Annotated in this window: 12 protein-coding genes and 2 pseudogenes; 3 read left to right on the top strand and 11 right to left on the bottom strand. The window is 44.0% G+C overall.

The features are described 5' to 3' along the window. Window positions 1–112: 112 nt before the first annotated feature. The 4 genes from L4D79_RS21095 to L4D79_RS21080 are packed head-to-tail and all read right to left on the bottom strand — an operon-like array spanning window position 113 to window position 4,176. Complete coding sequence (locus L4D79_RS21095; RefSeq protein WP_428654035.1) at window positions 113–1,369, bottom strand: hypothetical protein; 1,257 nt, start codon at window positions 1,367–1,369, stop codon at window positions 113–115. Between the two features lie 7 nt (window positions 1,370–1,376). Then, window positions 1,377–2,192 (bottom strand): outer membrane lipoprotein-sorting protein, encoded by an 816-nt coding sequence (locus tag L4D79_RS21090; protein WP_428654033.1) that lies wholly within the window; start codon window positions 2,190–2,192, stop codon window positions 1,377–1,379. Next, window positions 2,185–3,441, bottom strand: coding sequence for an ABC transporter permease (locus L4D79_RS21085; RefSeq protein WP_428654031.1), 1,257 nt, complete (start codon window positions 3,439–3,441; stop codon window positions 2,185–2,187). Before L4D79_RS21085 ends, L4D79_RS21090 begins: the two co-directional genes overlap by 8 nt. An 18-nt stretch (window positions 3,442–3,459) precedes the next feature. Beyond that, a complete protein-coding gene (locus L4D79_RS21080) occupies window positions 3,460–4,176 on the bottom strand; it encodes an ABC transporter ATP-binding protein (protein WP_428654029.1) in 717 nt (238 codons plus the stop codon). 729 nt (window positions 4,177–4,905) lie between these two features. Here L4D79_RS21080 and L4D79_RS21075 point away from each other — a divergent pair. Beyond that, window positions 4,906–5,374 (top strand): annotated as a pseudogene (locus L4D79_RS21075) (IS3 family transposase); the annotation flags it as partial. Window positions 5,375–5,404: 30 nt separating this feature from the next. Continuing rightward, window positions 5,405–5,488, top strand: a pseudogene (locus L4D79_RS21070) (pirin-like C-terminal cupin domain-containing protein); the annotation flags it as partial. An 89-nt stretch (window positions 5,489–5,577) separates the two neighbouring features. Here L4D79_RS21070 and L4D79_RS21065 read toward each other — a convergent pair. After that, on the bottom strand, window positions 5,578–6,960 hold the full coding sequence (locus tag L4D79_RS21065) for an alanine/glycine:cation symporter family protein (RefSeq protein ID WP_428654027.1): 1,383 nt from the start codon (window positions 6,958–6,960) through the stop codon (window positions 5,578–5,580). Window positions 6,961–7,165: 205 nt separating this feature from the next. Further along, complete coding sequence (gene lpxL, locus L4D79_RS21060) at window positions 7,166–8,095, bottom strand: LpxL/LpxP family Kdo(2)-lipid IV(A) lauroyl/palmitoleoyl acyltransferase (protein ID WP_428654025.1); 930 nt, start codon at window positions 8,093–8,095, stop codon at window positions 7,166–7,168. A 126-nt stretch (window positions 8,096–8,221) separates the two neighbouring features. On the opposite strand from lpxL (L4D79_RS21060), the gene L4D79_RS21055 reads away from it, so the two are divergent. After that, window positions 8,222–8,350 carry a hypothetical protein gene (locus L4D79_RS21055; protein WP_428654023.1) on the top strand — a complete coding sequence of 43 codons (129 nt, stop codon included), beginning with the start codon at window positions 8,222–8,224 and terminating at the stop codon, window positions 8,348–8,350. An 85-nt stretch (window positions 8,351–8,435) separates the two neighbouring features. Here the strand turns inward: L4D79_RS21055 and lpxL (L4D79_RS21050) are convergent, their stop codons facing one another. The 5 genes from lpxL (L4D79_RS21050) to L4D79_RS21030 form a co-directional block, all read right to left on the bottom strand. Further along, complete coding sequence (gene lpxL / locus L4D79_RS21050) at window positions 8,436–9,398, bottom strand: LpxL/LpxP family Kdo(2)-lipid IV(A) lauroyl/palmitoleoyl acyltransferase (protein WP_428654021.1); 963 nt, start codon at window positions 9,396–9,398, stop codon at window positions 8,436–8,438. A gap of 304 nt (window positions 9,399–9,702) precedes the next feature. Continuing rightward, a complete protein-coding gene (locus L4D79_RS21045; RefSeq protein WP_428654019.1) occupies window positions 9,703–10,284 on the bottom strand; it encodes a NapC/NirT family cytochrome c in 582 nt (193 codons plus the stop codon). A gap of 12 nt (window positions 10,285–10,296) precedes the next feature. Further along, a complete protein-coding gene (locus L4D79_RS21040) occupies window positions 10,297–10,752 on the bottom strand; it encodes a nitrate reductase cytochrome c-type subunit (RefSeq protein ID WP_428654017.1) in 456 nt (151 codons plus the stop codon). 10 nt (window positions 10,753–10,762) lie between these two features. Continuing rightward, window positions 10,763–13,255 (bottom strand): nitrate reductase catalytic subunit NapA, encoded by a 2,493-nt coding sequence (napA, locus tag L4D79_RS21035; RefSeq protein WP_428654015.1) that lies wholly within the window; start codon window positions 13,253–13,255, stop codon window positions 10,763–10,765. Between the two features lie 68 nt (window positions 13,256–13,323). Next, the gene (locus tag L4D79_RS21030; RefSeq protein ID WP_428654013.1) at window positions 13,324–13,461 is read right to left on the bottom strand and encodes a periplasmic nitrate reductase, NapE protein; all 138 of its coding nucleotides are present in this window, start codon (window positions 13,459–13,461) and stop codon (window positions 13,324–13,326) included. Between the last annotated feature and the right edge of the window lie 17 nt (window positions 13,462–13,478).

Genomic DNA, 13,478 nt, shown 5'->3' with positions numbered 1-13,478 from the left:
TTAAACGTCCTGTTAAATTATATACCGTGTTCAAAACTGTCATTCAGTTTTTAGATGCAGTTAAATAGACCTCCCCCGAAAAAGGAAATCTTCAATATAGTTATTCAATTAGTTAGAAGTAGTACTTAACGCCAAGATACAATACATTTTCTATATAACGAGTAAACTCACTACGGTTATCATCACCATGAGTCAATATAAGATTCCCAGAAACACCAATATTATCATTTAAGTAATAATTAACGACCGAAGTTAACTCACTACTTTGTGTATCGATGTCGTGAGCCAGAATAAAATTCACGCTCAAATCAGGGATCACATCTCGTTTAAAGTATTGCGCATAAATATAGTTCCTGCCGATTGTTCGCATTCCCGGATCAGATGCTATATAGAGTAAATATTGTGACATCCCCCCCAGGTTACTTGATCCTAGACTTCCTCCAGCGGATTTTGCCAAATCATAATAAGTATCAAGTTGACTTTTATTATAACCCTCTTGATTATAACGGTACTCCAGATTATAAGTCGAGCCTCCCATCGTCGAATAAGATATACCTATAACGCCATCGGTATAAAAGCGCTTATTCGAATTAGATACCTCAAAGTCATAGCCCAGCGCATTGCTACTCCTTACCGGTATATAAGCTGTACTTCTATCCTTCACTCCGATATCCGTATAAAGCATAACAGAATCAGAGACGGTCCATTGCCCGAACATGCCAAATAGATTTGTATTATCCTGCCTTGAAATTATCGCACCGGCATAGTAGCTGTATGATATATAGTCAACTTTGAAACTAAGCGTCTTCTCAAATGGGTGGATAAGGTTTTCTGTGCGCCCTTCATTATATGAGTAAATCAAAGATGAGGAGAAACTGTCACCATGATAACCATCCAACCTAATAAAGTCTAACGCCGGCTCCTCAACAAATGGATTTGATTGATCCGTCGTTGCGTAGAAAGGGTTAGATGGTGAGGTGAACAGTGACGGTCCCCAAAAATCCAATTCACGATAAATTGAGAACTTCCAATTATCATGGAGATAGCTAACATTATATTCCTGTAAGTAAATCTCGTCCTCAGAAATAGAATAAGAGTTAACTTTACTTTTGGTGTACTTTATATTTGGTGATAATGAAACGGTAAATCTCTCAAATTCTCCCAATATATACCCTCTGAACAAGATGGTATTTTCATAGTCGGGTAATTCACCGATTGTATTTTCAGGATTGAAGTAAGAATGATTATTTAGATCATATCTCGTTGTGTACGCTTCAACATTGGCCCGATAGGAAACAGCATTTTTCCAATCAATGGCCCCAGCCTGGGTACTCAACAACAAGCCTAGAGCCATAAGGTATCGATTCATATTTTGGCTACCCTTGCATCAATGTCCGTCGATCAAAGCGTGAAGCCGGTATTGTCCTTGCCTCAATATCGAAATACTTCATGATGGTCATACTGTCTTGACGGATCGCATCGTATACCTTCATTTCATCGATAAACTTTAATTGCGAATCCGGCAAAGTGATCGTATTACCATAACTCATTAATGCATATTTGATCATCTTATCAGAGGCGGTAAAGAAATCAGACTTGAGTGCAAGGTGGCTATCCTTGGCAATATAATACCTAACCTGTTGATAGGTCACATTTTTTTCTTTTGCGTTCAGCCACAAGACATAACTATCGATGCCTTTGACCTTTGCCTCGCCAATCACAACAGCATCATAGTCCCGGCTGTAGTTAGTCGTAGCGATATCACCGTTATTCGCCTCCCCCAGCAACCTTTGCCTAGGTGAAATCGGCACGGGGCGCTTGGTGGTCGGTGACAGAAACCACATATTTCTTGACCGGACAAGTATGCTGATCCCCCGGGATCGGGCTGGCGCGGTAAACGAAACGAGATTATCATCGCCAGCTGCTTCGATAAGCATACTAAAGCTATTGACCTCTTCACCTTCCTTGTAAGAAGTAAGTTCCGCATTGAATCGAATACCATCAATGTTTCCCCCTCTGGCCATGTCACTTCTCTTCAGTAATTCATCGGCATCCAGAGAGATTGACTCCAGCGGCGTGAGATCAGTCACAATCGATTCATCCTGATAGCTAGTCAAACGGCTTAGTGGCTCTGCCTGTGCAGGCATCACTGCAACTGTTGATAGCACCATGGATAGTAAGTATTTATACATGGCCAAGAGCCTCCGTTATCGGCTTCTTGGCTGCCTTTTTCGCAGGCAGATAGGAAGCAAAGGCCGCCAGGGCAATAAACACAATGGACGTAGAGATCAGATTCTCGATCAATAGATCAATAATTAAGTTCACTTCGGACGAAGAATCGGGTGCTAGATAACGGATATCAGCATAATTGATGGCACCGCCGATAATATAGGTAGCGATAAAGCCGACCACACTACCTATCGCGACCAGTAGCATCCCTTCGTAGACGAATAATCCCGTCAGGGTTCTTTCTTTCATGCCAATCGCTCGTAAGGTGCCAATTTCACGGGTACGCTCGACAATCGCCTGCCCCATGGTATTGAGCACGCTGAAAAGTACAACGAGCACGACAACCAAGCTAATAAACAAATGCATCATGTCGAACAAGCCTTTGACTTGAGAGTAGTACATTGACAGCTCTTTCCAATCCTTGATCTCAACGTCCAACCCCGACTGCTCTAACAGTGCAAGAATACTCGGCATTGCGGCTTCCGCCTGCTCAGGCGTCTCCATCAAAATAATGACCCGGTCCGCCCCCTCAACATCATAGAGCTCTCTTGCTAGATCCAATGGAATAAGTACGAACTTGTCGTTGGTCGCAACACTGCCAGTATCGGTCAGATCTGCGATATTGACATCACTGGCGCTCATCATGCCATCGATGGTGGCGGCGACAATGACAAGATCTTGTGAGGCATAATTGTCAGGCTCGACATCCAGCATTTTGGCTAAACCGCTACTCAGAACAGCCCCCCGATCATCCTTTGGATCCAAGTAACCCGGCGCGTCCTCATAAATATCTCCCTTTCTCAACTGTAATAGGTCTTCAGCCAAGATCCCTTCACTTAAAAATATATGGGAAACATCACCATTACTGATAAGACCATTAATATGTAATCGGGGACTGATCATCTTTATTCCATCAACCAGGCTCAGGCGCTCAGTCATCGTTTCTAGCTCTTGACTATCAAATACGTACTTCTTGGGTTCAACCGAGCCTTTCTCGTAAAAGTCCTTTTTTACAATAGTCAGGTGACCTAGTCGTTCACCTATTATTGCCTCTTGCTCTAAGGATCGATAAATGTAGGTAAAATATCCTTCAAATAAACTTAAAGCTATAAATCCAATACTAATACTCAGTAAAGTCACGACACTTCTACGCTTGTTCTTTAGAATATTGCGTGAAGCCATTTTGACTTTAGTGATAAAACTAAATGCCATATTTACGCTACCTATTTTCTATGCACTGATGAGAGAATGTTCTGGCTTTTTTCTGACTTGCTCAATAGGAGATGGATACACTTTTCCATCTCTTAAATAAATATTTCTAGATGCATGTTGCACTAAGTCCTGATCATGCGTAGATAATATAAATGTTACGCCATGCTCACGATTTAGTGACTTCATTAGCTCGACAATAGCCAGCGATGTTGTCGAATCAAGGTTAGCCGTTGGCTCATCGGCTAATATAATACTGGGTTCACTCACTAAGGCACGAGCAATTGCCACTCTTTGCCTTTGGCCGCCACTGATATTGTCAGGCAGTCGATGTAACTCATTTACCAACCCCACTTCTTCAAGAATGTCACGTGCTTTTTTTCTTGCACTTCTTTCAGGTTCGCCCTTGATCAACAGTGGAAGCATGACATTTTCTACGGAGTTCAATACAGGGATGAGATTGAAGTTCTGAAATATATACCCTAGCTTACGGCTTCTAAACTCACTGCATTCATTACTTGTCAGTTCATTGGTACTCACACCATCAATTGTAATCGTCCCTGATGTTGGAGAGTCAATTAAACCGAGCAGATTAAGTAACGTTGATTTTCCACTCCCTGACTTCCCCCAGATACAAACAAGTTCTCCCTCATTAACCTTTAGGTTCAAACCATCTATAGCCGTTACAGGTATTCCACCCGCATTATACGTCTTGACCAGATTGTGCAAGGTAATCATCACATTCATCCCATAAAAATATTGGTCATAACGTATCACCACCAAAAATAGTTAACAATGATACCAATACATACTTTTTATATTTATCAGCACACTTCACATAACGCATTAAATTATTAACAAGAACCTCTATAAACAAACAAATCAGTATTTACTGTGAAAATAAGAAAAACAAAGAAATAAAAATAGAGGCGTTAATGCAATGAAAATGAAATGTTACCAAGGGAGAAATAATTAGAGTTAATAATCTAAATTAGACATTGGTAACTTAAGTAAAAATATAACCAACTATACAACCGACCTTATGAAAACAATCGATATAAAATATCAGTTTCAGCCAAAAAGTCAGAACCATACCCGACCACATGACTATTGACAGCTCTATACAATAATTAAACTGGTTCTATTAATTGCAATAAGTTCGTTAAGATCGACTCATTATCAATAAATACTATTTACAAAATGCCAGCACTTTCATGCAATGTAGATCAGATTAGGATCACCTGATAAGAGACAATTGGAAACCTGTTTATAGGTTTCCGATTTTTATGTCTAATCAAGACTATTTTGCCGACTTTGTTGAGGAGAGTCCTGTTGATGTAGCCCAACTCACAACCTTTTCTTAGCATATTCCTGATTAGTGGATTGTCAAAGCGGCAGCTAAGTATCGAAAAAAGCCGCCACCTACTTCTCGAAAAATCTAAAGTAAATTACTACGAATCAAAAATGGTGGGTAATATCACGTATGTTGCCACAAGCGAAGGCTGGCTGTACTTAGCTGTCATCATTGACTTTACTCACGACAAGTAATTGGTTGGTCTATGGATACGAAGATGACGGCGACTCTGGTCTGCGATGCATTGTCGATGGCTCTGTTCCACCGTGGATTCCCTGAGCCGGTTATCGTTCATAGTGATCGAGGTAGCCAGTATTGTTCGAAAAACCATCAAGACCTCATAACTGCTTATAACCTAAAGCAAAGTATGAGCAGAAAAGGAAACTGCAGGGATAATGCTTGTGTTGAAAGCTTTTTCCGTTCAATGAAAGTTGAAGCGATCCAATACGAGCCGATCACGGCCAGAGGCGAGATGCGCCAAACGATCTTCGAGTACATTGAGGTTGATTATAATCGGCAGAGAAAGCACAGTGCCTTGGGTATCTAAGCCCAGTTTACTTTGAACAGCAAAATGTCGCTTAATGCAGTGTCCAGTCTGGCTGGAGCAGATCAGTTCACTATGCTCCCTTTGTGATGAACAGCATGGGGGAAATTGAGCAAGCCATTCAGGATTACCAACAAGGTAAATTCGTGTAAGGCTAAGTCGACGGGAGCATACTGCCATATCCGTTTACCAAAAGCCGGCTAACATGATCAAGGCCATGTTAGCCGCCGCTTGGCGATACCTATTCTGAGTCGGGTCCTTTTAGTTTTTCGTTCGCGAGCAGTGCAAAATATTCTTTCGTCAATTTAAAAACCACAGGGCTTAAAAGTAAGAGCGCAATCAAATTGGGGATCGCCATCATGGCATTGAGTGTATCTGCGAGTAGCCAGATAAACTCTAAAGAGCTGGTTGCTCCAATCGGCACCGCAATAATCCACAACACTCGAAAAGGGATGATTGCCTTTACACCAAATAAATATTGGACACATTTTTCACTGTAAAAACTCCAGCCTAATATTGTTGTAAAGGCAAAGATAGACAATGCGATCGCAACCACATAATTACCAATACCTGGTAATGCAGAGGCAAATGCAGCCGATGTTAACGCTGCTCCCGTTTCACCACTAAGCCAACTGCCTGACACGATAATTGCTAACCCAGTAATACTACAAACGACGATGGTATCAATAAACGTACCAAGCATAGCCACTAAGCCTTGAGCTACCGGGTTTTTAGTTTGAGCCGCAGCATGCGCGATTGGAGCACTCCCCAGACCTGCCTCATTCGAGAAAATACCCCGGGCGACACCAAAGCGGATTGCAGCCCACACCGCGGCGCCGGCAAAGCCACCTTGTGCGGCCACTGGCGTAAAAGCACTACTAATAATTAAACCAAAAGCAGCCGGGATATCGGAAATGTTCATAAAGAGAACAATCAATCCCGAAGCAATGTAAAAAACAGCCATTAATGGAACTAACTTACCGGCAACATCCGCAATACGCTTGATCCCTCCCATGAGAACTAATCCGACTAATATCATCATTATTAAACCGGAAATAACAGGAGATACCCCGAAACTCGACTCAACCGCTGCAGCAACAGAATTAGACTGTACAGTATTACCAATGCCAAACCCGGCTAATGAACCAAAAATAGCAAATGCCGTGCCGAGCCACGCCCACTTACTGCTCAGGCCATTTTTGATATAGTACATCGGGCCACCAACATGGTTACCATTCGCATCTGTTTCACGATATTTTACGGCGCATACCGCTTCAGCAAACTTGGTTGCCATTCCAACCAATGCAGTACACCACATCCAAAACAAAGCACCCGGCCCACCTAAAAATATAGCGGTCGCTACACCGGCAATATTACCGGTCCCGATCGTTGCGGACAGAGAGGTCATCAAAGCGTTAAACGGGCTGATCTCCCCTTTTGCTTCCTCTTCTTTCTCTGGGATCCTTCCTGTCCAGAGTAACTTGAAGCCTGCTCCAATTTTCACAATCGGCATTAACTTTAGGCCAAGTGTAAGGTAGATACCTACCCCAAGGATAAGTACCAGCATTGGTACTCCCCACACAAAACCGTTTATGGCTGAGATAAAATTAGCGATTGAATCCATCCTTGCCCTCTCTTTTTATATTTACATATCCCAAAAACATAGGCGTCCTTGACTATAAGTTCAACATTGAGATGAACAACGTAAGTACAAAGTTAGTCAAAAGAAAGAATACAATGAGGTTACCGCAGCGTAAGTGGAATATTGCCAGAGGCATTAAAAAAGCTTCACAGGGAAGCTTTTTTAATCATCAATTAGAGAGAGGTTTTTAATCATACAATGATGATTCACCTTCCGGCCGAGTTTTAAAACGGCGATGCAACCACATATATTGATCCGGAGCTTCCATGATTGAGCGTTCAACGGCCTTATTGACATAGGCAGCCGCAGCATCAGGATCGTTATGAGGAAACGCATTCAGCGGTGGGAAGACCTTAAGTGTATATCGTCCTGAATCAGTATTGCGAACCATCGCAAAAGGCACTACCGCACAATCTGAAGCATCAACCAACAAGCTGGTGCCTGTTGTCGTACACGCTTTTTCAACCGCAAACAAAGGTGCGAAAGTCGAACGCCGCTTACCATAATCATGATCAGGGGCATACCATACACGCTCACCCTTACGTAATGCGCGTAGCATGCCTTTCACGTCTTTACGGTCAATCATATATTTATTAGAGCGTATACGACCTGTAAACTGAAAATAATCAAAGCAGGGGTTGTTATTCGGTCGATATACACCCACACCAGGCGTTTTCATACCAAATGCACGAGCGCCAAGCTCAAGGTTCAACGAATGAACAGCAACAAGCAATACCCCTTTGCCTTCGGCCTCAAGCTGATGAATATGTTCCATGCCTTCGTAAGTAACATGACGTTCAACTCGAATATCAGGCCAGAACCAAGCCATGCCGGTTTCGAACATCGCCAAACCGGTATTATCAATATTCTTTTTCATCAATTCATCGCGTTCTTCCTGCGACATATCAGGGAAGCAAAGCTCTAAATTTCGAGCTATGGTTTGCCTGCGCTTTTTAATGATGCGCATAGCAAATCGACCAAGCCCCTGCCCTAGTCGAAACTGGATAAAATATGGCAGCCAACTGATAAGGTACATCACACCGACCATCAGTAGGGTTAACCAATATCGCGGATGCAAAAGCGATTTAGTAAACGTAGGCGCAGTAAATTTACTCATAACCTATGGTACCCCTTTATTATTTTTATTCCGTATTCAGATATTAGCTGAGAGAGCCATCCCTTGACGGGAGAACTATTTACGGAGATATATCGAACAGTGCATTCTATTGCGAGGAGATCAGCTATGCAAGAGGCTGAAGTTTTGTACCATTATTTTTCAGTTTGCATTAAGCAAATGGATGTAGATGAAGCAATTCTCGTTGTAAATTTAAACGAAAAAATGGATTGGGGAAGAAGGCATGGTATTAATTAGAAGACAGGACGGTGGTTTGTTTATATCAAACCACCGTAGTTTTGTAAGATGAGCAATACTCTGCGAGATTAAATACCGTTCGACATTAAGCGGAACGGGGCTTTAATTCAAATCCCTCTTTAGCATATAGCGAAGGCTCACCTTCTGGTCGGGTTTTAAAACGACGGTGCAGCCACATATACTGACTAGGCGCAGCAAGGATGGCATTTTCTACGGCTCTATTGATCACCACAGCGGCTCGTTCAGGATCTTTACGTGGAAACTCTTCCTGAAGAGGTGCAATCGTAATTACATAATCGCCTGAATTCGATTCACGAACCATTCTAAATGTCATCACCTCACAGCCGCTGCCATCAACCAATAGGCTTGTACCCGTCGTGGTACACGCCTGCTCAACAGCAAACAAAGGCGCAAACGTCGAGCGTCGCTTACCATAGTCATGATCGGGTGCATACCATACGCGACCACCAGTCTTCAGCGCCTTCAACATGCCTTTGACGTCTTTGCGGTCGATTAATGTTCGGTTGGATCGTGCGCGTCCTCGGTACTGAACAAAATCAAAGCAAGGATTATTGTTTGGTCGATAAACCCCTATACCGGACTTATGGATCCCAAACGCCCTCGCCCCCAATTCTAAGTTCAGCGAGTGTACTGCGACAAACAAGGCACCTTTGCCTTCTTGTTCAAGCTGTTCAATATGCTCCATGCCCTCAATACGTACATGGCGCTTCACACGAGCATCGGACCAGAACCATGCCATTCCCGTTTCGAACAACGCCAAGCCTGAGTTATCAATATTCTCCTTAACGATTTGTTTTTTATCGTCTTCGGTCATCTCAGGGAAGCAAAGGTCAAGGTTTCTCTCAATGGTAAATCGGCGTTTCTTCATTATACCCAGAGCCAAACGGCCAATACCCTGCCCTAAACGGCGCTGAATAACGTAAGGAAGACAACTCAATAAATACATGACCAAGATCAGTAGTAAGGTTGGCCAATAACGTGGGCTTAGTAGCTTCCAAGAGAAGCGAGGTGCAGCAAATTTGCTCATAAATAATTATCGCAATAGGTAAATTCTAAGTAAATCTACGGGCTAATAAAAAACGTAAATTGTCCTTGAATCATACGCTGACCTTACCCAAAAACATAGCCAAATTGTGTTACATTAACAATTTATTGATTGCAACCGATTGAAAATGACAATGTAGTGATAAGCCAATGAAAATGAACGATGTTTTTTCATTGATTAATCAGCAAAAAAAACGACTTAAATATCAACATTTAACAAAATGTGTCAATTTAAGCCGCTTAGTATGATTAATGTAACTTAAGCTCTATTTTGCATCACTTTTACTCTAAAAACCCTCGACCCCCTTCATATCAGGAAGCCGGTGGGCAATCCCTTTGTGACAGTCGATGCAGGTTTTTGAACCGTCAGCTAGAGAACTGGAGTGCTGCACTGATGCACGCTGGGATTGCTGCGTAAAGTCCATATAACTGAACTCATGGCAGTTTCGACACTCAAGCGAATCACTTTTCTTCATGCGAGTCCACTCTCGCTCTGCCATATGTAGGCGTCGAGCTTCGAATTTTTCAGGGGTAGATATCGCCCCAGTTACCCATGCCCATACTTCCTTCGAAGCTTGCATCTTGCGGGCCATTTTGTCAGTCCAGTTATGCGGAACATGACAGTCTGAACAAATAGCCCTCACACCGGTACGGTTGTTAAAGTGGATCGTACCCTGGATCTCCTGATAGACGTTATCTTCATGGCAGCTAACGCAGAACGGTTCTGAGTTAGTAAACTCCATCCCGGTATTAAACGCCCCCCAGAAAATAACCCCTGCGATAAAGCCACCTAATGTCAAAAAACCTATGCTGAAATACTGTGCGGGTGAACGAATGAGTGTCCACCATTTTTTTAACCATTGCCACATACGCTTCCTCCCTTACTTCTCTTGATCGAGCAGCGTATCGAGATCGGTAAATGACGTACCAACCAATGGCTTCGCATCGGTTTGTACCACATGACACTGCTCACAGAAGTAACGCCGTGGCGACAATTCTGCAAGGAAGTTACCGTCTCTATCCATATAGTGCGTGACACTGATCATTCTCGCCTGAGTCTCTTCGACCCGGCTACGCGCGTGGCAGGCCATACATTTGTTCGCATTCAAATCAACTTGGTAGTTATCAATCTTATGCGGGATAACCGGCGGTTGCATTGGGTAGTTGCGCTTCGGGATCCGATCGTCATTAATCGTTTTATTCATGCGAGGCGGCTCTGGCTCGCTGTTAAGGGCAAACTGGCGTGCGGTGGCCAGTTCATCCCCCTTGATGACGTCGGTTGCCGCAATCACCAACCCGGTAAAAAACAATAAAAGTACAGCAAATAGTTTATTCATGGTTGTACTCCTATGCCTTTACCACTTTAACAGCACATTTCTTGAAGTCTGTTTGCTTAGAAAGTGGGTCGGTGGCATCCAAGGTAACCTTGTTGATCAGCTGGCTGGCATCGAACCACGGCACATACACCAACCCTTTTGGCGGTTTGTTCCTGCCTCGCGTTTCCACCCGGGTAATAATTTCACCGCGCCGTGATACCACTTTCACCGCATCACCTCGCCGCATACCGCGTGCTTTCGCATCTTCAGGGTGCATAAACACCTGCGCATTAGGGTATGACTTGTGCAGTTCAGGTACTCGGCGGGTCATTGAGCCAGAATGCCAATGCTCCAAGACTCGACCCGTTGAAAGCCACAAGTCATACTCTTCATCAGGACTTTCTGCCGGTGGCTCGTAAGGCAGAGCAAAAATCACTGCACGACCATCGGGCTTGCCATAAAAATCAAAGTCACTTCCCGGCTTCGCGTAAGGATCAGAACCTTCCTTAAATCGCCACAAGGTTTCCTTGCCATCAACAACCGGCCAACGTAATCCGCGAACCTCGTGATATACATCAAACGGCGCTAAGTCATGTCCATGACCGCGTCCAAATTGGGCATACTCTTCAAACAACCCTTTTTGGATGTAGAAGCCATACTCCGTTGATTCGTCGTTACTGTGGCCTTCGGTGATGTCTTCCAACGGGAACTCGTTAACCTGACCGTTAGCAAATAACACGTCAAACAAGGTTTTGTCTTTATAGCCGGGATTGGCATCAAGCAGCTCTTTTGGCCACACTTCGTCTGTCTTGAAGCGTTTTGAGAACTCAACAAGCTGCCATAGATCCGATTTCGCCTCTCCCGGAGCATCTACCATTTTGTGCCACAACTGAGTTCGACGCTCGGCATTACCATAGCCCCCTTCTTTTTCTACCCACATTGCAGCAGGTAAAATCAAATCAGCAGCCTGAGCCGTCGCTGTTGGGTATGCATCAGAGACAACAATAAAGTTTTCTGGATTTCGATAGCCAGGCAGCGTTTCCTCGTTGATATTGGCAGCCGCTTGCAGGTTATTGTTTACCTGAATCCAGTAGGCATTGATTTTGCCGTCCTTGAGCATTCTACTTTGCAGCACGGCATGTGCCCCCACTTTTCCGGGAATGGTGCCATCGGGTAATTTCCATATTTTCTCTGCAATTTTCCGGTGCTCAGGGTTGTTAACAACCATATCGGCTGGAAGGCGGTGGGAGAAAGTGCCGACTTCTCGGGCTGTACCACACGCAGAAGGTTGACCGGTCAATGAAAATGGACTGTTCCCCGGTGTTGAAATTTTCCCAGTCAACAAGTGGATGTTATAAACCAAGTTATTACACCACACCCCACGGGTATGCTGGTTAAAGCCCATGGTCCAGAACGACATTACTTTGGTATCAGGGTCGGCATACAGCTCAGCCAGTTCGATGAGTTTATGTTCAGGTACACCTGACATCTCACTGGCTTTTTCGACCGTATATTCTGAGACAAACTCTTTAAACTCATCAAATGTCATTGGTTCAGAATCACCGCTATCAGGGTTTTTGGCCTGCTGCTGAAGCGGGTTATCCGGCCGTAGCCCGTAACCAATATCTGTTGCGCCCCGACGGAAGTTCACATGCTTACCAATAAAGCTATGATTCACTTTCTCGTTGGTAATGATGTAGTTGGCAATGAAGTTGAGAATAGCGAGATCAGATTGAGGTTCAAATACGATAGGCACATCAGCCAGCTCAAAACTACGATGTTCAAAGGTTGAGAGAACTGACACTTTCACATGAGGGTTTGATAGCCTGCGGTCCGTTACCCTTGTCCAGAGTATCGGGTGCATTTCTGCCATATTAGAGCCCCAAAGAACAAAAGCGTCGGCAGCTTCAATATCATCATAGCAACCCATCGGCTCATCGATACCGAAGGTACGCATGAAACCCACTACCGCAGATGCCATACAATGTCGGGCATTAGGATCAATATTGTTTGAGCGGAAACCGGCTTTCATCAACTTGGCGGCGGCATAACCTTCATAGATAGTCCACTGGCCTGATCCAAACATACCAATGGCTTCCGGCCCTTTCTCTTTGAGTACGGCTTTCCACTTTTCCGTCATGATATCGAACGCTTGATCCCAGCTAATCGGGGTGAAATCCCCCTCTTTATCAAACTTACCGTCTTTCATTCTCAACAACGGCTGGGTCAGGCGATCATCACCGTACATAATCTTCGAAAGAAAATACCCTTTCACACAGTTAAGGCCACGGTTTACCGGCGATTTAATATCACCGTGGGTCGCCACCACCTTGTTATCTTTCACCCCAACATTAACCGAGCAACCCACCCCACAAAATCGACAGGGTGCTTTCTCCCATGCGATCTGGGTTTTCGAAGCATCGGTAACGACATTACTCGCCACAACGGGTATCGATATACCCGCCGCCGCCGCTGCGCTGGCCGCTGCCTGCGCTTTTATAAACTTACGCCGAGAACATTTCATTGTTTTCTCACTCAACTATTGCTTCACGGTAAAGACAATCACACAGGCCATTGATTTATTCTTATTTACTAGCCTGCTACCACCTGTAAAAACCACACAAAAAACCCATAGCCGCCTACAACGGCAACAGCAAGAATGGGAAACAGTACAATGGTAATAAACAGAAAAGCCTTTAGCTCAGAACGGTGCCGGTTAGCATCACTCATCAGTCACTCCAATCAGT

The sequence above is a fragment of the Photobacterium satsumensis genome (assembly GCF_050336935.1).
GTDB classification, from domain to species: Bacteria; Pseudomonadota; Gammaproteobacteria; order Enterobacterales; family Vibrionaceae; genus Photobacterium; species Photobacterium satsumensis.
The sequence above is the reverse complement of the archived record's forward strand: the minus strand, read 5'-3'. Positions and strand labels throughout refer to the sequence as shown.